This is a genomic window from Paenibacillus violae (assembly GCF_032461945.1).
GTDB lineage: Bacteria > Bacillota > Bacilli > Paenibacillales > NBRC-103111 > Paenibacillus_E > Paenibacillus_E violae.
The window spans coordinates 81808-102376 of the sequence record NZ_JAWCUD010000004.1 but is presented as its reverse complement, the minus strand read 5'-3'; the positions used below and the strand labels follow the sequence as shown (position 1 = coordinate 102376).

Annotated in this window: 20 protein-coding genes; 11 read left to right on the top strand and 9 right to left on the bottom strand. The window is 48.5% G+C overall.

Features of this window, described 5'->3' with window-relative positions; translation table 11 throughout:
* The first annotated feature begins 1 nt into the window (after position 1).
* From RQP52_RS14445 to RQP52_RS14430, 4 genes are all read left to right on the top strand, one after another.
* Complete coding sequence (locus RQP52_RS14445; RefSeq protein WP_315952372.1) at positions 2–877, top strand: carbohydrate ABC transporter permease; 876 nt, start codon at positions 2–4, stop codon at positions 875–877.
* Positions 878–897: 20 nt separating this feature from the next.
* Positions 898–1713, top strand: coding sequence for a carbohydrate ABC transporter permease (locus RQP52_RS14440; RefSeq protein WP_315952370.1), 816 nt, complete (start codon positions 898–900; stop codon positions 1711–1713).
* A gap of 365 nt (positions 1714–2078) precedes the next feature.
* Entirely contained in the window at positions 2079–3086 is a 1008-nt protein-coding gene (locus RQP52_RS14435; RefSeq protein WP_315952368.1) for an LLM class flavin-dependent oxidoreductase, read from the top strand.
* Between the two features lie 91 nt (positions 3087–3177).
* Complete coding sequence (locus tag RQP52_RS14430; RefSeq protein ID WP_315952367.1) at positions 3178–3396, top strand: hypothetical protein; 219 nt, start codon at positions 3178–3180, stop codon at positions 3394–3396.
* A 48-nt stretch (positions 3397–3444) separates the two neighbouring features.
* Here RQP52_RS14430 and RQP52_RS14425 read toward each other — a convergent pair whose 3' ends face one another.
* From RQP52_RS14425 to kduI, 4 genes are read right to left on the bottom strand one after another with little or no spacing between them, the layout of a single operon-like run.
* Positions 3445–4275 carry a sugar phosphate isomerase/epimerase family protein gene (locus tag RQP52_RS14425; RefSeq protein WP_315952366.1) on the bottom strand — a complete coding sequence of 277 codons (831 nt, stop codon included), beginning with the start codon at positions 4273–4275 and terminating at the stop codon, positions 3445–3447.
* Positions 4276–5028: a 2-dehydro-3-deoxy-D-gluconate 5-dehydrogenase KduD gene (gene kduD / locus RQP52_RS14420; RefSeq protein ID WP_315952364.1), complete on the bottom strand. Its 753-nt coding sequence runs from the start codon at positions 5026–5028 to the stop codon at positions 4276–4278.
* Between the two features lie 18 nt (positions 5029–5046).
* Entirely contained in the window at positions 5047–5802 is a 756-nt protein-coding gene (locus RQP52_RS14415) for a DeoR/GlpR family DNA-binding transcription regulator (RefSeq protein WP_315952363.1), read from the bottom strand.
* A gap of 35 nt (positions 5803–5837) precedes the next feature.
* On the bottom strand, positions 5838–6671 hold the full coding sequence (kduI, locus tag RQP52_RS14410; protein WP_127449997.1) for a 5-dehydro-4-deoxy-D-glucuronate isomerase: 834 nt from the start codon (positions 6669–6671) through the stop codon (positions 5838–5840).
* 174 nt (positions 6672–6845) lie between these two features.
* Between kduI and RQP52_RS14405 the strand changes: the two genes are divergently transcribed.
* Positions 6846–7001, top strand: a complete 156-nt coding sequence (locus RQP52_RS14405; protein WP_315952360.1) for a hypothetical protein — start codon at positions 6846–6848, stop codon at positions 6999–7001.
* Positions 7002–7300: 299 nt separating this feature from the next.
* Here RQP52_RS14405 and RQP52_RS14400 read toward each other — a convergent pair whose 3' ends face one another.
* The gene (locus tag RQP52_RS14400; RefSeq protein ID WP_315952358.1) at positions 7301–8161 is read right to left on the bottom strand and encodes an AraC family transcriptional regulator; all 861 of its coding nucleotides are present in this window, start codon (positions 8159–8161) and stop codon (positions 7301–7303) included.
* A gap of 131 nt (positions 8162–8292) precedes the next feature.
* Here RQP52_RS14400 and RQP52_RS14395 point away from each other — a divergent pair, with 131 nt between their 5' ends.
* Positions 8293–9129, top strand: coding sequence for a phytanoyl-CoA dioxygenase family protein (locus RQP52_RS14395; protein ID WP_315952357.1), 837 nt, complete (start codon positions 8293–8295; stop codon positions 9127–9129).
* Here the strand turns inward: RQP52_RS14395 and RQP52_RS14390 are convergent, their stop codons facing one another.
* Positions 9130–10350 (bottom strand): aspartate aminotransferase family protein, encoded by a 1221-nt coding sequence (locus tag RQP52_RS14390; RefSeq protein WP_315952355.1) that lies wholly within the window; start codon positions 10348–10350, stop codon positions 9130–9132. It lies immediately after the preceding gene.
* Between the two features lie 216 nt (positions 10351–10566).
* Here RQP52_RS14390 and RQP52_RS14385 point away from each other — a divergent pair, with 216 nt between their 5' ends.
* The 5 genes from RQP52_RS14385 to RQP52_RS14365 all read left to right on the top strand — a co-directional run bounded on the left by RQP52_RS14385 (position 10567) and on the right by RQP52_RS14365 (position 16240).
* Positions 10567–11526: an AraC family transcriptional regulator gene (locus tag RQP52_RS14385; RefSeq protein ID WP_379173214.1), complete on the top strand. Its 960-nt coding sequence runs from the start codon at positions 10567–10569 to the stop codon at positions 11524–11526.
* Positions 11527–11593: 67 nt separating this feature from the next.
* Complete coding sequence (melA, locus tag RQP52_RS14380; protein ID WP_315952353.1) at positions 11594–13099, top strand: alpha-glucosidase/alpha-galactosidase; 1506 nt, start codon at positions 11594–11596, stop codon at positions 13097–13099.
* A gap of 139 nt (positions 13100–13238) precedes the next feature.
* On the top strand, positions 13239–13556 hold the full coding sequence (locus tag RQP52_RS14375; protein WP_145657127.1) for a cupin domain-containing protein: 318 nt from the start codon (positions 13239–13241) through the stop codon (positions 13554–13556).
* Positions 13557–13631: 75 nt separating this feature from the next.
* Complete coding sequence (locus RQP52_RS14370; RefSeq protein WP_315952351.1) at positions 13632–15476, top strand: sensor histidine kinase; 1845 nt, start codon at positions 13632–13634, stop codon at positions 15474–15476.
* Between the two features lie 5 nt (positions 15477–15481).
* Positions 15482–16240, top strand: coding sequence for a response regulator transcription factor (locus RQP52_RS14365; RefSeq protein ID WP_315952350.1), 759 nt, complete (start codon positions 15482–15484; stop codon positions 16238–16240).
* 29 nt (positions 16241–16269) lie between these two features.
* Here RQP52_RS14365 and RQP52_RS14360 read toward each other — a convergent pair whose 3' ends face one another.
* Genes RQP52_RS14360 through RQP52_RS14350 form a run of 3 tightly spaced genes read right to left on the bottom strand, consistent with a single transcriptional unit; the run spans position 16270 to position 19160 of the window.
* Positions 16270–17331: a TRAP transporter substrate-binding protein gene (locus RQP52_RS14360; protein WP_315952349.1), complete on the bottom strand. Its 1062-nt coding sequence runs from the start codon at positions 17329–17331 to the stop codon at positions 16270–16272.
* 33 nt (positions 17332–17364) lie between these two features.
* Complete coding sequence (locus RQP52_RS14355; RefSeq protein ID WP_315952348.1) at positions 17365–18657, bottom strand: TRAP transporter large permease; 1293 nt, start codon at positions 18655–18657, stop codon at positions 17365–17367.
* Positions 18657–19160 (bottom strand): TRAP transporter small permease, encoded by a 504-nt coding sequence (locus RQP52_RS14350; protein ID WP_127449977.1) that lies wholly within the window; start codon positions 19158–19160, stop codon positions 18657–18659. Before RQP52_RS14350 ends, RQP52_RS14355 begins: the two co-directional genes overlap by 1 nt.
* Between the last annotated feature and the right edge of the window lie 1409 nt (positions 19161–20569).

Sequence of the window (20569 nt, the reverse complement as noted above, 5' to 3'; positions counted from 1 at the left end):
GATGACTCATAATCGCCGTGTGTTATGGCTGTTCCTTCTGCCGGGAACGCTGCTGTACTTGTTCTTATTCGTAGGGCCGACATTAACCGGATTGTTTTACTCATTTACAGATTGGGACGGCGTATCGCCGTCCTATCAGCTTGTCGGACTGAACAATTACGCCAAAACGCTGCATAACATCGTCTTCCAGAAAGCGCTCTGGAACAATACGAAATTCATGCTGACGGTTGTAATCGCGCAAACATTGGTGTCCTTGGCACTGGCCATGCTGCTCGTAAAAAATAGTAAAATTCACGTGCTCCTGCGCGCGCTTTACTTTTTCCCGACCATCCTCTCGTCGGTGGCGGTGGGGTTGATTTGGTCGTTTATGTACGATCCTTCACTCGGACTAATCAACACATTGCTCCACCAAACAGGGCTTGGGGCATGGGGCCAAAATTGGATTGGCGGCGTTAAAATCGCGCTCTACGCCATAGCCGGTGTTCAAGTCTGGGCGCACGCCGGACAAATGATGATCGTATTTATTGCTGGTCTGCACGCGATCCCGGAAGAGTTGTATGAGGCGGCGAAAATGGATGGGGGCACCAGGTGGCAAGTGTTCCGCAAAGTTACCTGGCCGCTTTTGGCTCCGTCAGCGACGATCGTTGTTGCTTATACGACGATTCAGTCGTTTAAAGCTTTCGATTTAATCTTTACGATGACGGACGGCGGCCCCAATTATGCGACCGAAATTTTGACCACTTACATTTATCACACGGCTTTTGCTAACTATTCGTTTGGTATGGCTTCTGCCGGTTCTGTTTTGTTCCTTATTTTGTTGTCTATTTTGACGGTCCTGCAGTTCAAAGCGCTGCGTGCAGATCGTGTTTCGTATTAATCCAAAAGAGGTTAACCAATATGGGAATGAAATGGTTTGGTCGCGTTGTGCTGCTGCTGTATGCAGTCATTATAGCAGCGCCTTTATATTTTGTTTTTATTTCGTCGTTTAAGTCGACGCAGCATTTTTTCGCTTCGCCGCTGGGTTGGCCGAAGCCGTTCACATTGTCTAACTTTAGCTCCATGTTCAAAGGCCAGACGATCGTCAAGTATTTTTGGAACAGCGTAGAAGTGACGTTAGGCACGGTATTGATTGAGCTGCTGCTGGGCAGCTTGATCGCCTATGCGATCTTTCGATTGGGTGGCAGACTCGCAACAGTTTTATTTGCTTTGTTCCTTGCAGGACTTATCGTCCCGTCTCAGGTGAACATGCTGCCCATCTATTCGCTAACGCATAAACTTGGCTGGTCGGACCGTCTATATGGCTTAATTCTTGTATCTGTCGCCATGCTGATGCCTTTAACAGTCTTCATGCTGAAAGGTTTCATGCAGGTATTGAGCAAAGAGATTCTGGAAGCCGGCAGCATCGATGGGGCAGGTGAGTGGACATTGTACTCGCGCATTGCCCTGCCTTTGTCGGCGCCTTCACTGGCCGCTACAGCAACCTTTTTGTTCGTCATGGTATGGAATGACCTGCTCATCCCGATGCTGCTCATCAACAGTAAGTCGAAGCTCACGCTTCCGCTTGCCATGCTGCAGTTTCGAGGGGAATATGTGACGGATTACCCGATGTTATTAACAGGCGTAGTGATCACCGCGGCGCCGATGGTTGTTTTGTTTTTATTTCTGCAGCGTTATTTTGTAGCTGGCGTGATGGCGGGGTCATTGAAGGGATAAGTAGATGGTAACCGTTAGTTTTCGCTCTGCGCAGGCTGCACAGTTCAAAGAGATGCGGGCTGTCATTGGATGAAATCCAACGAGAAGAGAAGATTTGAGGTCCTTGAGTCATTTTCGTTGGAGTAAATCCAATGGTAGTCCGATATTTAAGTCAAATAGCACGTTTTTTCTCGAAGCCATTGGAATTCATCCAACGAGAAGGCGGTATTTCGCCTGGAAAGGGTGTTCATCTTGGATTTCGTCCAATCAGAACTCAATGGCACAGATTTTTCATATCATTTTGGAGCCAGTCAAAGCTTGGTGCTTGACTGTTTTTTGCTATTCTGTGCTTTCCTATGTTACAGTTAGAAGTGAGGTGATCAACGATGTTTAAATTGGGTATTTTGGACCAATCACAAATAGGGGAAGGCCGCACTGCGGCAAGCGCGCTGGCCGAAACGACGGAGCTGGCGCAAGAAGCGGATAAATTAGGGTATTCGCGGTATTGGGTTTCCGAACACCATGCTTCACAAGCACTTGCGCACTCAAGTCCAGAGGTGCTTATCGCACATTTGGCAGCCAAAACGAATCGAATCCGATTAGGATCAGGCGGCATCATGCTGCCTCATTACAGTGCTTATAAGGTAGCGGAGAACTTCCGGCTGCTGGAGGCACTTCATCCGGGGCGGATTGACGTTGGTCTTGGCCGCGCACCAGGCGGTATGCCGATATCCACGCGCGCTCTGCAAGAGGGAAAATATACTAGCGTAGATCAATACCCGCAGCAGGTTGCTGATCTAACGGGATATTTATATGACTCGCTGCCGCCGAGCCACCGTTTTGCGGCATTGCATGCCTCTCCAATCATTGAGACTGCACCGGAAATTTGGCTGTTGGGTTCTTCCTATGACAGCGCCCGAATAGCCGCTGATCAAGGGGCTGCTTTTGGTTTTGCGCAATTTTTTGGCAATGCAGATTGCGAGCAGGCTTTGCGGATTTATCGTGAGAACTTTAAGCCGTCGATTCTGAATGAGAAAGCACACTCGCTTGCAGCGATTATGGTGATTTGCGCGGATACGGAAGATGAGGCAAAACGTCTGGCTTCGAGTTCGGATTTGTTTTTCCTGTCACTAGGACGCGGCGCGCTGCTGCCATCGTTTCCTTCGGCTGAGACAGCGACGAATTATCCTTATACACCGGGGGATCTGGCGTTGATCCAAGACCGCCAGCATAAGCGGATCGTAGGTACACCGGAGCAAGTTAAAGAGCAAATGATCAAGCTTAACGAAGCTTATCAAGCTGATGAATTAATGGTGGTGTCACCCATTCATGATGTGGCTGCCAGAATCCATTCCTACCGGCTATTAGCTGAAGTATTTGACATGCAGGGCTGATCTTGTTAAGTACCTCTTGGCGTAATCCGCAATAAAAATTTGCGTTTTTCTGCTCTTGCCCTTACACTTAAACCAAAAATGGAGTGGTGAGATGAGCAAGAACAGAGTTTGGAATAAAGGTAAACGCAATGGTGGTGGCGGGCCGGCACCTGGAACGGGTTATAAAGAGAAGCTGGCCGAAGCTGCTAGAGCAGAAGGCAAAAATCCGGAGATTGACTACAATAATCCGATTAATCAAGTGCGGCCAATGAAACGCGACAATTGGGTTGAACGGCCTGTTCGCGTCGTACGGGAACAACCTAAAACATAAATAAAAAACCTATTCGATCCTGTGAAGATCTGAATAGGTTTTTTGGTTTTAAGGCATAAGACTTCTAACATAATGGAAAGCTTCGTTCATCGTTTCATCGGTAAGCTGCTCTAATGAAATATCAACGCCCGGCTTTGCACGATGAAGCTTTTCCAGAAATGATTTGGTTTGGAAAATGCCTTCGCCCGAACGGACAGATTTCAGACTACCGTCTTGTACGATAACATCCTTCAGATGTGCCAGAACAATGCGATCACCGAAAGCTGCAAATGCTTCATCCAGGAATGCCTCTTGTGCCTGAATGGCCGTTGGAGGAAGCAAATTTACGGGATCAAAGACCACCCCTAAATTGCTCGATGGGACTTCTTCCAGAATACGCACCATTTTCTCCGTACTGGATAATGTGTGCGTGAATACGGGCTCAAGACCGATATGAACACCCCAACGCTCCGCTTCTTCCGCTAATTCCTCAACGGTTTGTTTAAGCAGTTCCCAACCGATGGCTTCATAACGCTCAGGATCCTGCGTGAGATAAGTCGTCAAATCCGCCGTTTCCGTTGCTACGATGGACGTTCCGAGATCTCTGGCATAACGCAGATGCTCCTTGAATCTGTTGATCTCATGGCGACGCTGCTGCGGATCTGGATGAATCGGATTGATGTAGCAACCGAGTACGCCGATATTGATGCCAGCGCGCTGGAACTGTTCGCCAATATGATTGGCAAGTCCAGGGCTGAGCTTGCCCAAACTTGTGTCGATATCGCTGATGGCTTTGCTTAGAGCCAACTGCACGAAGTCAACGCCTCGTCCGCGCAGTTTCTCTGTTAATTGATTCAGTGGAAGATGACCGACAGTGTGAGCTAGCGTCCCGAGGCCCATCTATCTCGCCATCCATCCGCCGTCCACGCATAATACGTGTCCGTTCATATAATCCGAAGCGTTAGAGGACAAGAAAACGACAGGTCCTTTGAGATCTTCAGGTGAGCCCCAACGGCCAGCCGGGATACGCTCTGTAATTGATTGTGTGCGCTTCTCATCTTTCAGGATTGGCGCAGTATTGTTTGTTGTCATATAACCAGGTGCGATGGCATTGACTTGAATGCCTTTGCCAGCCCATTCGTTCGCTAATGCTTTCGTAACACCTGCAATCGCATGTTTACTAGCTGTGTAGCCAGGCACGTTAATGCCGCCTTGGTAAGTCAGCATAGAAGCAATGTTGACGATTTTCCCGCTGCCGCGCTCGATCATGTGACGGCCGATCAGCTGGCACAGGAAGAAAGCGGAGTTCAAGTTCAGGTCGATGACATCGTGCCAATCTTCACGGGAGTGGTCAACAGCCGGTGTACGACGAATGATTCCCGCGTTGTTCACAAGAATATCGATGCCGCCATAAATGCCGACAGCTCGGTTCACGACATCCTCAAGAATGTCTTCGTTGCTTAAATCAGCTGCGATCAGCTCCGCTTTACCGCCTAATGCGCGAATCGCTTCAACGGTTTGTACGCTTTCGGAAGAAGAGACAGCAATAATGTTAGCGCCTGCTTCAGCAAGCCCGATGGCCATTGCTTGTCCCAGACCGCCGGAAGCTCCGGTTACGAAAGCTGTTTTTCCTGCTAAGTTAAAAAGTGTCATGAAACATACTCCTTTTCACTAATGAGTGACGATTTGGATGCCGGCATCACGGTATTGCTTGGCCGTTTCTGCGGGCAGATTACTGTCAGTGATAATCAGGGCAACCTCTGACAAAGAGGCAAAAGTGCGCAGGGCGCATTGGCCGAACTTGTAGTGATCGGCAACACCATAGACTGCTGCGCTGGATGCAATCAATGCACGTTTGTAGTCCGCGTGATCGCTCGTATAAATCGTAAAGCCGTGCTGCAGATGAACGCCGGTCGCAGAAATGAACGATTTCTGAATGTTCAGCGAGCTCACATAGGCAACAGCTTCAGGACCGGCAAGCATATTCCGCGTTCGGTACCCGCCAGGAACAACAAGCCGGATTTCTTCCTTATGAACAAGCTCGGAAATAATGTATAAATCATTGGTCACGACAGTAAGCGGCTGATTGTCCAGCCGCCTAGCAATCTCAAGAGTAGTGCTGCCGCCGTCGAGGGCAATGATGTCTCGAGGCTGAATGTAGCGAAGGGCGATCGTCGCGATTTCCGATTTTTGATCGGCATGCTTGACGATCGGCTCTTTCGCCGAAAGAATGCCAAGCTGATCGCTTTGAGCGAGCATAGCGCCGCCATGAATGCGGACGAGCAGCCCTTTTTCCTCCAGCTTGGCCAAGTCTTCGCGAATTGTTTTACCTGTTACGTCCAGTCGTTCACTAAGTTCGTTGACCGTTACTTCTTTCTGTGCCAGGAGTATTTCCATGATAGTTTCATATCTGCGTAAAGGGTTCATCGATGATCATCACTTTCCAAAAGAGAGATTACCGATTATTTTAAATCTTTCATAGCCACGGCGTCCATATCGTCGAACATTTGATTTTCGCCGGCCATGCCCCAGATGAATGTATAGTTATTAGTGCCTACGCCACTGTGAATGGACCAGCTTGGGGAAATGATCGCTTGCTCATTGCGCATAACTACGTGACGCGTTTGTTGCGGCTCGCCCATCATGTGGAAAACAACTGCATCTTCCGGCATGTCGAAGTAGAAGTAAACTTCGGAACGGCGGTTATGTGTGTGTGAAGGCATTGTGTTCCACATGTTACCTGGTTTCAGAAGGGTCATCCCCATAACCAGTTGACAGCTTTGAATGCCATCCAAGTGGATATATTTGTAGATCGTACGTTCATTGGATGTATTGATGCTGCCCAGATGAGCTGGAGTCGCTTCGCTAATTGCTGCTTTTACAGTTGGGTATGTTTTGTGAGCAGGCGTTGAGTTGAAGTAATATTTAGCAGGATCAGCTGCATTTTCGCTGGCAAAAGTAATGTCTTTGGAGCCTAGTCCGATGTAGATGCAATCTTTGGAATCCATGTTGTAAACGGTACCGTCAACCGTAATCGTCCCGCGGCCGCCAACGTTAATGATACCGATTTCGCGACGCTCCAAGAAATAATCAGCCGCCATTTCTTTCTTATCAGCTTGCAGCTGCAGGGAACCTGTAATCGGAAGAACGCCGCCAATGATAAAACGGTCAACGTGGGAGTAAACTAGTTTAATCTCGTTAGGAACAAACAAAGCGTTGATTTGAAACTCGGATTGCAACCGCTCTGTGTCAAATTGTTTAACTTCATTCGGGTGTGATGCGTAACGGATATCCATGTGATAATCGCTCCTTGGTTTGGTTTATTTGTGTTGATATGGGTTCATATAGGTTTAATTTACTCCAATCAGCCAGATTAAGCAAGTGTTTTCGGAGGAGGTTACAAATCGTTCCATCGAAGTGAATAATGGAGCAAGATTAAGGAAAAAACAACCCTACAGGAGGTTATGTCTATGGATAAAAGTCATTATTTCGACCACGTCTGCAACGATACGATCCCGACCAAGCCAGAGGAAGAAAGCACGACGCCAACCGATTTGGTCAGTGACGCGGTCGAGGAAATTATGGACAATATCAAAAGCGCCTTCTCGACTAACGAGCGGGATTAAGCAAAAGAACGAAGCAGGTTGCTGCTTCGTTCTTTTCGTTGTGTTCGCTATGGGGAGGCTGGGGCTGGCCGCTGAACGGAACTACAGGGCGCTATTTCTGCGAAATACGCCTTTTATATAAGGAGGGGGTACTAGGGTCCGCTATTTTACAGTATTTGGCGGAAAATCCGCCTAAAACTGTGAAATAGCGCCCTGTAGTTCCTGCACCAGCACTATCGCCGCTTTTCTGGGAAATAGCGGCCTGTAGCTCCGCTAAGGCTGGCTCAGCCACCTTAGCCCTGTTCGCGATATCATCATCCTCATCGGGACATCCGCCACTGCACAGGCGTCATCCCAATGATGCGCTTAAACACAGTGGCGAAATGCTGGGAAGAGGCGTATCCAAGCTTATTTGCGATCTCAGTAATGGTAGCGGTGCTCTCCGAGAGCAAGCTGCAAGCTTTTTTGATGCGCATCCGTTCGATATAACTCATTGGGGGCAGTCCCGTATACGCCTGAAAAGTCCGAAAGAAGTGGGAGGGACTGACACGGACCATGCCGGCCAATTCTTCAACATCCGGCCGCCAATCAGGCTCATCCTCAATGCGGCGAAGCAGCAGGTCGAATTGACTGGTTAGATCGTCCGCAAGCGAAAACATACGCTCATTCGGCTGTACGATGGCAAGCAGCAGCCCCATAACCGCCTGACGTACGGCGGTTGAACGCATCGGGCTGTAGCTGTTTATTGCGTCGCCTAGCTGCCTGAAGCCTTGAATGGCTTGCAGGCCGATATGGCGAACTCGCGGGAGCATCTGCAAAGCGTTAGCGATGCACTCGCTTTCTCCCAATGGGAGTCGGAGCCACTCTTCCGTCCGGGGAGGTGTGACGATGAACCACCAAAACCGGCTCGGTTCTATGACGTTGAAACCACCGCGATGCAGCTCGCCAGGGCAAGTGTGAAAGACATCGCCTGCTTTGGTCTCATAGACTTGCCCATCCAGCTCCCAGCTTGCTTTTCCCCGTTCTACTAACACAAATTCATAGCCGTCATGCTGATGATAGGAAAGGGGAAGCGCCGATTTGATTTCATCGAAGCCGAAAAGAATCAACTCCGGAACATCAGGAATCGATTCTTGTAAAGCGACGTCATAGGTCCAGCGGGGACTTTGTTTGGCAGCCAAAAGAAAACCTCCTTTTTCGAACATGTTCTTATTTATCTTCTATGTTTCTCATACTACTCAGCAGGTCTATGAACGTCAATAACCGGCAGAACCCGTATGATGAAAGCAAGACGAAGAAGGAGGCTGTTACAATGACCATGCAAGCAGAAAGAACTTACAAAATTACAACGCAGGATAAGGAAGTTTTCGATCGGGATGGCTATTGGATTTCACCGAAACTGCTGGATGATGGCCAGATTGAACGACTTCGTGAGGCGCACGAACGCATTTGGAGCGGTGATTATGATGGGGACGGGCTGCCGATGAACCATTATCGGCCAACTTCCAATCCGGACGCCCTCCGCAAGCTGGACAACGGCTGGTGGATTAATGACGAGGTTCGCCGCACAGTCACGGATCCGTTGATCGGGGAGCTGACGGCAGATTTGCTGCAAACAGATGAAGTTCGACTGTGGCATGATCAGGTCATCTATAAACCGGGTGTCGGTGACAAAGTGACGGCGGTAGGCAATGTGGGTTGGCACCAAGATTATGGCTATTGGCAGTGTTCCAGCAATCCCAACATGGTGACTGTCTGGATTGCGCTTCAGGACACGGATCTGACAAATGGCGGGATGAAGACAATCGTCGGTTCGCACAAATGGGGACTGATTCCAGATAGCGACACGTTCTTCAATCCCAACATGGAAGAGCTCAGGGACAAATACGCGGCTGGCCGCGACTGGGTGGAAGAGCCCTGCATTTTGAAGGCAGGGCAGGCCAGTTTTCATCACGGACTTACGTTCCATGGGTCCGGTGCGAATACAACGATGATGCCTCGTATGTCAATCGTAGCCCACTTGATGCCGGGAGGCACAAGCTATCGAGCAGGCGTTCAGCGGCATGACAATATCCGGCTGTTGGGGCCGCGTCCGCAGCAGGGGCAGCTTTTTGTGAACGACTATTTTCCGGTTTTGTTCCAGCGGTAATCACCGTACAGCTGGGCTAACAAAAATTTGATCCATCACGCTGCACAAAAGAGTCATCATCTCGTCGATTTCCGCTTTCGACACAATCAAAGCGGGCATCAACCGGATGGTACTCGGACCAGACGAGTTAATCAGCAAGCCGGCATGCAGGCAAGCGGCTGCCAGTTCGGCACCGCGCGGCTCTGGAAGATCAAAGGCTAGCAATAATCCTTTGCCGCGGATATCGGTCACGCCATATTGCTCCTTAATAGCATGCAGCTTTTGCAACAAATAAGCTCCTTGTTCAGCAGCTTGCTGTGGAAGCTTGCGCTGAAGCACTTCGCCTACGACAGCAAGGCCCACGGCCATAGCAAGCGGTTGTCCGGTATAGGTGCCGCCTTGATCGCCTGCTTCAAAAAGGTTATACGCTTCTTTCGTAAGCATAGCCGATAACGGAAATCCGCCGCCGATCCCTTTGGCAAGTGTAAGCACATCGGGCATTACACCGTAATGTTCGTAGGCAAACATGGTTCCAGTCCGGCCAATTCCGGTTTGTACTTCATCGAACATGAGCAAAATCCCCTGCTCATCGCATAGGGTGCGAAGAGCTTGGATGTAAGCGGGATCAGCTTCATAAACACCGCCTTCGCCTTGGATGAGCTCAACGAATATGGCACAGGTATGGGGAGTAATCGCTTGCTTCATGGCTTCAATATCATTAAAAGGCACTTTCACAAAGCCGGGCAGTTGCGGAGCAAACATGTGCTCCCAGCCGGCTTTTCCTGTTGCTGCCGTAGTCGCCAACGAACGCCCGTGGAAGCTTCGCTTCGCTGTAATAATTTCGTAAGCGCCATTTTTGCGGACAGTACCATATTTACGAGCAAGTTTAATTGCACTCTCATTTGCTTCTGCACCTGTGCTGCCAAAAAATACGCGCTCCAATCCCGTTAATCCTGTCAGCAGGCGGGCAAATTCAACCATCGGCTTATTAAAAAAGCCAGGACTGGCATTAACAAGCTTGCTTGACTGCTCCAGCAGCGCATCGCTGATGACTTTTGGAGAATGGCCTAAGCTGGTAACCGCCCACCCTCCTATAAAATCCAAATATTTTTTCTCGTTCGTATCCCACAGATACATCCCTTCGCCACGTTCCATAACGACCTGAGGTCGGTTTGCAACGAATAGAATGGAGGTATTCGCCTCAGCCAATAATTCATCTGTGCATGAATTTTCCTTGTTCACATAGACACATCCTTTATAAAAAAATAAGAAATAATGAATAATTATACACATATACGTATTTTTATTCAATTCAATAATTAGCAGGATTGTCCCATTTTTATTTGGTCGAGGAAGGCCTTATCAAGGTTGTACGCAATTGGCTGCCTGACGATTTTCTTTTTATGAATAGGGGGTTACAATGACGATAGGAAAGACAACGCTTGGTGGAAGGGAAAGATGACGTTTATGCCTGATAACGAATCGTTATTTCCAGCGCTCTTAATGGAATCGAACGGTCACCCGCATGTGATGGCGTACTATTTTAAACAATGGCAAGGCTTTGAAATGCCCTTTCACCGTCATGATGCCACGGAAATTATGTATACGATTCAAGGGTTTTGCGAAATCGAGATTCAATCTCAGCTGGCACATACCGAGAAGGTCGCGCTCAAAAAAGGCGAGTTTATCATTATAAATGCCAACGTCTCCCATCGTTTGCTCGTCGATGCAGCTAATCCATGCAGAATGCTGAATGTAGAATTCCGTTTTACTCCGAATAAAGGGATATTCCCCTCGATTCAGCAATTGGCTGCCGAAGATGATCTGCTGATCGCCTTATTGGCATCAGAAGCTCCCTATTTGGTGCTGCGGGATGGGGATGAAGTCTACCATATTATGAAAAGCTTGGTGCTTGAGCTGGATAAAGCAGCGAATAAAAGCGACTTGATGGTCCAGCTCCTGATCACACAACTGCTGATTCGTATTGCACGGCTTTGGCGTGAAACGGTTAATAGCGGTGAGGCGCAGAGTGAAAGATATGTCAAGATTTCGATGGAGTATTTGCATCAGAACTATGACCGTGATATTCAAGTGAAGGATATTGCCGGGGCTGTTAATTTGCATCCAGGGTATTTGCAGCGAATTTTCAAATCCCTGACTGGACAGACCTTAATGGCTTATTTAACGGGCATTCGGATGGAAAAAGCCAAGATGCTGCTCCTCGAAACCGATGTGCCGATTTCCGATATTTGTGAGTACATCGGTGTTGGAAGCCGGCAGTATTTTCATATGCTTTTCAAAGATTATACGGGTCTGACCCCCACCGATTTTCGTAAATCCATGTATGCGGAGAAACGAAACTATCCGAAAGAAGTGAGGATTTTTGACAAAAGTGAGACGAGGAAGTTAGAAATTTGATAACGGTTTCTCTTTCGTGCTTGATACAATGTGAAAGGTAGAGAACACGATAGAGAGGGCGATAAACATGTCATTTAAAGTGGCTTTTATTGGAGCAGGAAGTATTGGTTTTACACGCGGATTACTAAGGGATTTATTATCAGTTCCTGAGTTTAAAGATATTCAGGTCGCTTTTACTGACATTAACCAACATAATTTGGATATGGTGACTGAGCTGTGCCAAAGGGATATTGTGGAGAATGGTCTGAACATTAAAATTCAAGCAAGCACGGATCGCAGGGAAGCCTTGAAAGACGCCAAATATGTCTTATGTACGATTCGCGTCGGGGGTCTGGAGGCTTTTGCAACGGATGTAGATATCCCGCTTAAATATGGCGTTGACCAGTGTGTCGGGGATACGTTATGCGCCGGAGGCATTATGTACGGCCAGCGCGGGATCTCAGAAATGCTGCGTATTTGCGGAGACATTCGCGATGTAGCTTCGCCGGATGTGCTGCTGTTAAATTATGCGAATCCGATGGCGATGCTGACATGGGCTTGCAATACGTACGGCGGCGTACGGACGATCGGGTTATGTCACGGCGTGCAGCACGGCCATCGTCAAATTGCTGATGTATATGGTTTGAAGAAAGAAGAAGTCGATATTATCTGTGCAGGAATTAATCATCAAACTTGGTATATACAGGCCCGCCACCAAGGCAAGGATCTGACGCAAGGTCTGCTGGAAGCGTTCGAGAATCATCCGGAATATGCTCGCACGGAGAAAGTGCGCATCGACATGCTTCGTCGCTTTGGCTACTACAGCACAGAATCCAACGGGCATCTTAGCGAGTATGTGCCCTGGTACCGGAAACGCGCTAGTGAAATCCAGGATTGGATCGATCTGGGGAGCTGGATTAACGGTGAAACGGGCGGTTACCTGCGCGTATGTACGGAAGGACGGAACTGGTTTGAGACGGATTTCCCGAACTGGATGAAGGATAAGGCAATGGTTTACACGGCAGAAAAGCGCAGTGAAGAGCATGGTTCCTATATCATCGAGGGACTTGAAACCGGCCGTGTGTATCGCGGGCATTTCAACCTGGTGAATAACGGCGTCATTTCAAATCTGCCAAACGATGCCATCATTGAAGCACCGGGTTATGTGGATGGCAACGGGATTTCGATGCCGCATGTAGGAAATCTGCCATTAGGACCTGCTGCTGTATGCAATGTCAGTATTTCTGTGCAGCGTCTTGCTGTGGAAGCGGCTGTACATGGGGACGATAAATTGCTTCGTCAAGCGTTCATGATGGATCCTCTTGTTGGGGCTGTCTGCAATCCGAAAGAAATCTGGCAAATGGTGGATGAGATGCTGGTTGCCCAGGAGAAGTGGCTGCCTCAGTACGGAACTGCCATTGAAGAGGCTAAAAACCGCCTTGCCGCAGGCAATCTCATTCCTACCCGTGACTATGAAGGCGCAGCGCGCTTGAAAGTGAAAACGGTGGAAGAAATGAAGCAGGACCGGGAAGCCGCTAACAAAAATGCGGGCGAAGCAGACAAAGGGAAAGACCGTGCGGCTGTTTCATCCTAATAGGAAACGTAATGTTCGTTTATTTTCAAGTATGTTCATTTTGGTTCTTTTGGGTTATAATTAATTTTGTAAGTGAAGGGCCGCTTGCGGCCCTTTTTTATTTTTCTAGGATCGTTCAAATGGGAGAGGGGAAAGTTAGATGTCGAATATTGGCGTATGGGAACCGGCTGAGCCGGGCGTGAAACGCTGCATTTTGAAAGCTGAAGTCGGGCTAATGATGATGGAGGTTCACTTTGAGCCAGGAGCCGTAGGATATCAGCACAGCCACGTGCATGAACAAATGTCCTATTGCCTAAAAGGCAAAATTGAGTTTACGATAGATGGTGTTGTGACGGTCATCGAACAAGGGCAAACGGTTTACATACCTAGCGGGGCGCAGCATGGCGTAACAGCTTTGGAAGCATCTGCTTTGCTGGATGTATTTACACCGATTCGTGAAGATCTTGTGAAACGTTAACCAGTTGCTCTTGCAACTGGTTTTCTTTCTTAACGATATGAATGCGTTTACATCGATGTACGGGAGGAGGCATTTATGAGTAGAAAAAGCCGCCGGGCTTGGACGTGGTTTTATCGAAGTCTGTTCTTACGCGATCGACCGTTGACCGTCAAACTGCTTGTATATTCCGCTATGTTGGTCGTTATTCCGCTGGTTATCGTCGGGCTCATTTCGTATCAGAAGTCGTCGGAAGTGCTGCGCGAAGAAGCGAGTTTAAGCAACGAACAAATCATTGAGCAAGTGAAGCTGCACATCGAATATTACATTCGGGATTTCGAAATCGACTCTATACGGATGCAAAATCATCCCTCGATGCAGCAGTTTCTTCGTATGACGAGTGAGCAGGAAGTAAGGGATTCGGGCATTCGCGAGCCGATGATGCAGCTTCTGAAAGATACGGCCTACTCCCGCTCGGACATTTCCCGGATCATGCTTATTATGGAAAATCAAACGGTGCTCGATACGAGTATGGATAAAAATGTGACACCGGCCCTGCAACTTATCGAGGAGCCATGGTTTGCCAGTGTGCCGTCCAACAGCGACATTATGCTCATTATCCGTCCGCCTTCGGAGCGCTATGAGCTGGAGGATGTGCCGGTCCTCTCCATTGTAAAGCGGTTGGTCAGTCCCAATACATTGGAACCCGTGGCCACGCTCATTATGGAAGTAAATTTTAAACGCATTCAAGAAATTGCCGAACGTGTTACGATTGGCAGGACAGGATATTTATCCATTCTAGACCCGAACGGTCGGTATATTTATTCCCCGGAGTATGCGGATATTGGCCATTTGGCGGCGTGGGATCAGCTGGATTATATTTTGCAGCAGGAGAGCGGCTCCTATCAGGCGTTAACCGGCGATAAGCCTTTTTATACGTTTAGCCGGTCGACTTATTTGAATTGGCGTCTGGTAACGACCATCCCTGAACACGAGTTGACGCACGGAACACAATATATCCGGCAAACCATTTGGTGGACGGTAGCTGCGACACTTGTCATCGCTTATTTAATCGGGATCGGCTTCGCGACAAGCATCGTTCGGCCGGTGCGGGCTCTGCAATATTTTATGAAACGGGTAAAAGAAGGAGATTTTCAAGCTCGGGTGGATATCGAATCGAAAGATGAGATCGGGCAGCTGACGAACGATTTTAATAAAATGGTGGAAAAGCTGCAAATCTTGCTCGACGAGATTTATTACTCCCAGCTGCGGGAAAAGGATCTTCAGCTTCGCCAGAAGGAAACCGAGCTTAAGGTGCTCCAATCCCAAGTTAATCCTCACTTTCTTATGAATGCTTTGGAGACGGTGCGGGGGATGGCGCTGGAAAAAGATATGACCGACATTTCGGTGCTAGTTGCCTCCTTGGCGAGGCTGCTGCGCTACAATTTGAATCATGCGGGTGCAACGAGCTCTGTGCAGCAGGAGATTCACATTTGTGAGATGTATTTGCGGATACAGCAGTACCGTTTTGAAGAGAAGCTTAGTTACGAGTTTCAAATCCCGCATTGGGCGGAAAATCAGTTGATTGCGAAGTTTGCGCTGCAGCCCTTAGTGGAAAATTGCGTGATCCACGGCATCGAGACGAGCGACCGTCAGGTTCATATTACTATTTCCGCTAAAAAGCTGGATGAGCAGCAATTCGTCATCGAGATCCAAGATACCGGGATGGGGATTCCGGCAGAAAGGCTGCGTGCTTTACAGCTCGATTTGCTGCAAAAGGACATGGTGGCAGCCGTTTCACAAATAGGAATCGTGAATGTGCATCGGCGCATTGCCTATTTATTCGGAGAAGCTTACGGATTAGAGCTGGAAAGCCGTGCAGGCACAGGAACGACTGTTAGCTTGAAATTGCCGATTGGACTTGGGCTGCGGGAAGGGGCGTAGAGACTATGTATAAAATCATTCTCGCCGACGATGAAAAATGGGTTCGGGTTGTGCTGCGCAAGGCTGTGGAACAAACGAAGCTTCCCGTTACGATTGTGCAGGAATGCGCCAACGGCCTTGAAGCTTTGGATGCGGTGCAGAAGCATGCGGCGGATCTGGTTATTTCGGATGTGAAAATGCCGATTATGGACGGCATCGGTTTGGCTGAGCAGATGGCGGCGATGACAGCCAATCTGGTACTTGTGAGCGGTTATGACGATTTTCAATTCGCTCAGAAAGCGATTCGCTATGGCGTCAAAGATTACTTGCTGAAGCCGGTGGAAACGGAGGCGATGGCGGATTGTTTGGAGCGATGGATACAAAGCAGAGCGATGTTAAAAGAGGCGGAGGGAAGCATGAACGGTTCGCTCGAAACCGCCGAAATGTCAGTCATCGAGCAAGTACAGCAGTTTGTAGCTGCTAATTTAGCGAAGGATATTACGTTAACCGATGCGGCAGCTTTGGTTCATCTGAATCCCAGCTACTTAAGTCAGTTGTTTAAGCAGCAAACGGGCGGCAAGTTTGTTGACTATGTCATCCTCATGAGAATGGAAGAGGCGAAGCGGCTGCTTATCAAAACCGCTCTGCGCGTATCTGAAATCGCCGAAAGGCTGGGGTATGGCGATATTGCCTATTTTAGCAATACGTTTAAAAAGCTGACGGGGAGCACTCCACTGGAATATCGGAAAAGTGGAGGGAAGCTGCAAGAGCCAAAAGGAACCTGAGCTGATCTCAGGTTCCTTTTGGTTTTTCATTACTTTCTCGCCTTTTCAATAGCTTCCAACGTTTCTTTGTACTCTGCGCGGTACTTCTCTATAACTGGTTTTACTGCGTCCTGCCATGGCTTGAGGTCAGAGACATCGGTGATCGTGACCCCAGCCGCTTTGACTTTGGCCTCGGAGTCTTTTTCGAATTTATCCCATTCGGCTTTTTGTGTCTTGACGGATTCGAGGGCTGCTTTTTTGATCAGCGCCTTATCGTCATTGCTCAGTTTATCCCAAGCTACTTTGGAGATTAAAAGCACTTCCGGCACACGTTGATGTTGGTCAAGAATGAGATTTTTCGCCTGTTGAAAATGATTGGACGAGAAGTAGCTCGGATAGTTGTTTTCTGCTGCATCGATAACACCTGTTTGCAGGGCGTTGAACACATCTCCGTACGGCATAGGTGTTGCATTCGCTCCGAGTGCATTCATGAGATCGATGTTCACTTTGTTTTGAATCACGCGAATTTTAAGTCCTTTCAGATCCGCAATACTTTTAATCGGCTTCTTGGAGTAGAAGTGACGCGCTCCTGAGCTGTAGTAAGCAAGACCTTTCATACGCGAGGATTCCAAACTGTCCAGCAGCTTTGTGCCTTGTTCACTCTCAAGAAACTTCCATTGGTGATTGTCATTGTCGAAAATATAAGGCAAACTGAACACTTCATATTGTTTGTTGAAGCCGCCAAGCGCTCCGGTGCTGACGCGGGTGAACTCAATCGCACCCAATTGCACCTGTTCGATAACGGCTTTCTCTTCACCGAGCTGGGAAGCTGGGAAGACGTCGATTTTGATGCGGCCATCGGAGGCTTGATTTACGAGTTCGGCGAATTTTTTATCGCCAAGTGTTGTCGGATAGTCGGCGGGATGTGTTTCAGCCAAACGAAAAGTCAGCTTAGGACCGTCAGCTTTCTTGATTGCTGCAGGGCTGGCTGCTCCAGGTGCCGCTGTCGAGCTGCTGGTTGTCGGAGTGCTTCCCCCGCCGCAAGCGACTAGCAATAGACTTGCACCGAGCATCGTGCTAAGTGCGGTTATGTATGATTTTTTCATTTTCATAGTGGTGAGCCCCTTTTTCATAAATTTAGTTGGTCATTTCATAAGATTTGGCAGCCACATCACAAGGCCCGGGATATAAGTCAGAATCATGAGAACGACGCACATGACATAGAAGAAGGGCATCATGGCTTTGGTGCCTTCCGAAATGGAGATATTGCCGATGGCGGAGCCGACGAATAAAACGGTTCCAACAGGAGGCGTCAGCAATCCGATGCCTAAGTTTAACATCATAATGATGCCGAAGTGAACAGGGTCCATCCCAAGCGCGGTGACGACAGGCAGCAGAATCGGCGTCATGATCAGGATGAGCGGAGCCATATCCATAGGTGCGCCAAGCAAGAGCAGCAACACGTTGATGATCAGCAGAATGATAATGGGACTGTCGGTAATGCCAAGCATCCAATCCGTCAGCATGCCGGGAACTTTGAGGAAGGCGAGCACATAACTGAAGGTAGCGGAAGCGGCAATAAGGAAAAGCACCATCGCGACAGTTCGGAACGTGCGTTTCAGGATGACCCACATGCGGCTGATCGGAATATCCCGGTATACGAAAAAGGTGAGGATAAAAGCGTACAAACACGCAAGCGCGCCGCTTTCTGTAGCCGTGAACCAGCCGGTGAAAATACCGCCAAGAATGATGACCGCTGTTAAAAGTGAAAGCAGACCGTCGCGCACAATTTTGGGAATGTCCCGCAGGGGAACGGCTTCGCTTTTGGTATAGCCGCGTTTAATGGCAATGAAATAGCTTGTAATCATAAGCGATACGCATAGAATCAAGCCGGGAACGATGCCCGCGAGAAAAAGCGAAGCAATCGAGATCCCTCCTCCAGCTGCCAAAGAATACAGCACGAGATTGTGGCTTGGCGGAACGACGACGCCTTGGATGGCGGCGGAAACGGTGACACCTACGGCATAGTCGGTGTCGTAGCCTTTTTTCTTCATCATGGGAATCATGACGGAGCCGATCGAGGAAACATCCGCAATGGCAGAGCCGGAAATGTTCCCGAAGAACATGCAGGCAACGCAGTTGACCATGGCCAGGCCCCCGCGAATACCACCTACGAGAACTTGAGCCAGATTGATGAGGCGCAAGGCCATCTGGCCTTCGCTCATGATTTGGCCGGCCAGGATGAAGAACGGGATGGTCAGAAGCGAATAGGAATTCATCCCTTGAATCATCGTCTGGCCAACGGTAGCCAGCGGCACTTTCAAATAAAGCAGAGTAAGCAGCGATGAACCGGCTAAAGCTAGCGAGATCGGAAAGCGCAGGATGATCAGACCAACGAAGACGATGCAAAGAATAAGTATGGCAATGGTCGGATCCATTAATGGTTGCCTCCTTCTTGAAGATTGACATGTCGCTTCGTCTCGATCCCGAACAACTGCAGCAGCGCATATGCACAAGTCATAACGCCGGTGATCGGCATGATGACATAGAGTGTGCTGTTCGGCAGGCCTGTGGCCGGCAGTTCGGATTCATTCATCATGACGGTGAAATCCCAGCCATAGAACACCAGATAGATTCCGAAAGCGAGGATGACTAACTCGATCACTTTATCCAGTGCTTTGTTGATGGATGCTGGAAGCTTATGCGTGAAGGAATCAATGCCGAGATGAAGCTTTTCTCGAAAGCCAATTGCAATGCCCATGAAGGAGAACCAAATGAGCAGCAGCATGGTCACTTCTTCGGACCAGAAGAATACGAAATCGAACAGCTTGCGCGTCATCACCTGGACAGTCACGATGATAATCATGCTGAGCAAGCCGATCAGTGCGGCTGATTCGATGAAAGTATCGATGCCAAGCGCTATTTTGCGAAGTAACCGCATCGTCAAGCGACCTCCCTTCTTTTATTTTTGTAAGTGCTTTCATTTGGGTTGACTTAAGTATAGCGTTCCGGCGTTTGGGCTGGTACGCCATTGCTTTTAGGTTTTTTTGTAGTTTTTTTAGGAGATTAGGTTAGGGGTGTGGAAAGGACGGAGGGGAGGAGTTATGGAGTGGTGTGAGGAGTGTGGGGGTGGAGGAGAGATAAGGTGGAGTGGGGAGTGAGAAGTGTAGCGAGAAGCGGGTTGAGGAGTAGAGTGAGTAGAGCCGTAGTGGAGCAGAGTAAGGAGGGGAATGCGTAGAGAAGTGATAGGGGTGTTGAAGAGAAGAGTGAATAGAGCCGAAGTGGAGCAGAGTATGGTAATGAGTAGAGTAGCTAAAAGAGTGTTGAGGAGTAGAGTGAATAGAGTCGTAGTGGCGCAGAGTGAGTAGAGGCATGTGTAGAGTAGCGAGAAGCAGGTTGAGGAGTAGAGTGAGTAAAGTAGTTGTAGCGCGGGAATAAGTAGAGTAGTGATAGGAGTGTTGAAGAGTAGAGTAATAGAGCCGTAGTGGAGCAGAGTGAGGAGCGGAATATGTGGAGTAGCAAGAAGAGTGTTGAGTAGTAGAGTGAGTAGAGTCGTAGTGGCGCAGTATGAAGAGGGGAATGAGTAGAGTAGAGTAGAGTAGTGAGGAGGTGAGGTGGTCAAGCAGCGGAATTTAGGCAACGGTCCTTGGTGCCGCACTGTACTATATTGTAGTTTGTACAACCAAATGGGAGTCTTTGTGGCTTTTTACTCCTCTATGTTGTAGTTTATACAACCATTTCCCGTGAAATGGGCACTTCTTTGTCATTTAGGGTTCAAATGATTGTATTTTGTGCAATGAAGATGAGATTGCAGCGAAAAAAGCGTCTTTATGTTGTATAAAATACAACGAGGAGTGGGCTTTAATGTGTTCATCGGGGCGGAGGTGAAGCTGCACCGTTTTTTGAAGTAGACGCACGGCTCATTACTCATTCGTTAAAATTCATTCAGCTACTGACCTTTACTCCTACTCTTATGCGCCCCAACACGCCTACTGACCTTTACTCCTACACCTCTGCGCTCCTGCACTCCTCCACTCCTGCACTCCTACACGTCTACTCACCTTTACTCCTACGCTCTTGCACTCTTACTTCCAACTCTCCTACTCTCATAAACCCTAACTACTCCATCTCCCCTCATAATCTCATTGGACAAATTCCAATGAAAGCAACCTCAAAAAGCGTAAATCCTACTCTACATTGGACGTATTCCAATGAGAGGGCTGATTTCAGCGCTATTTGAGGTGAATTTCACGAGCTCTATTGGATTTCATCCAATCAACCACCGCATTATGTGGTGAATTTGCAGTGTTCGTTGGATTTCATCCAGCGAACTGCTGATTCCATCAGCAT

Coding starts and splice junctions, on each gene's coding strand:
- RQP52_RS14445 (WP_315952372.1), top strand. CDS start 2: ATGACTCATAATCGCCGTGTGTTATGGCTGTTCCTTCTGCCGGGAACG.
- RQP52_RS14405 (WP_315952360.1), top strand. CDS start 6,846: ATGGATAAAAGTCATTATTTCGACCACGTCTGCAACGATACGATCCCG.
- RQP52_RS14395 (WP_315952357.1), top strand. CDS start 8,293: ATGACCATGCAAGCAGAAAGAACTTACAAAATTACAACGCAGGATAAG.
- RQP52_RS14425 (WP_315952366.1), bottom strand. CDS start 4,275: ATGGGCCTCGGGACGCTAGCTCACACTGTCGGTCATCTTCCACTGAAT.
- melA (WP_315952353.1), top strand. CDS start 11,594: ATGTCATTTAAAGTGGCTTTTATTGGAGCAGGAAGTATTGGTTTTACA.
- RQP52_RS14350 (WP_127449977.1), bottom strand. CDS start 19,160: ATGCGGTTACTTCGCAAAATAGCGCTTGGCATCGATACTTTCATCGAA.
- RQP52_RS14365 (WP_315952350.1), top strand. CDS start 15,482: ATGTATAAAATCATTCTCGCCGACGATGAAAAATGGGTTCGGGTTGTG.
- kduD (WP_315952364.1), bottom strand. CDS start 5,028: ATGACACTTTTTAACTTAGCAGGAAAAACAGCTTTCGTAACCGGAGCT.
- RQP52_RS14440 (WP_315952370.1), top strand. CDS start 898: ATGGGAATGAAATGGTTTGGTCGCGTTGTGCTGCTGCTGTATGCAGTC.
- RQP52_RS14415 (WP_315952363.1), bottom strand. CDS start 5,802: ATGAACCCTTTACGCAGATATGAAACTATCATGGAAATACTCCTGGCA.
- RQP52_RS14360 (WP_315952349.1), bottom strand. CDS start 17,331: ATGAAAATGAAAAAATCATACATAACCGCACTTAGCACGATGCTCGGT.
- RQP52_RS14375 (WP_145657127.1), top strand. CDS start 13,239: ATGTCGAATATTGGCGTATGGGAACCGGCTGAGCCGGGCGTGAAACGC.
- kduI (WP_127449997.1), bottom strand. CDS start 6,671: ATGGATATCCGTTACGCATCACACCCGAATGAAGTTAAACAATTTGAC.
- RQP52_RS14385 (WP_379173214.1), top strand. CDS start 10,567: ATGACGTTTATGCCTGATAACGAATCGTTATTTCCAGCGCTCTTAATG.
- RQP52_RS14430 (WP_315952367.1), top strand. CDS start 3,178: ATGAGCAAGAACAGAGTTTGGAATAAAGGTAAACGCAATGGTGGTGGC.
- RQP52_RS14370 (WP_315952351.1), top strand. CDS start 13,632: ATGAGTAGAAAAAGCCGCCGGGCTTGGACGTGGTTTTATCGAAGTCTG.
- RQP52_RS14355 (WP_315952348.1), bottom strand. CDS start 18,657: ATGGATCCGACCATTGCCATACTTATTCTTTGCATCGTCTTCGTTGGT.
- RQP52_RS14435 (WP_315952368.1), top strand. CDS start 2,079: ATGTTTAAATTGGGTATTTTGGACCAATCACAAATAGGGGAAGGCCGC.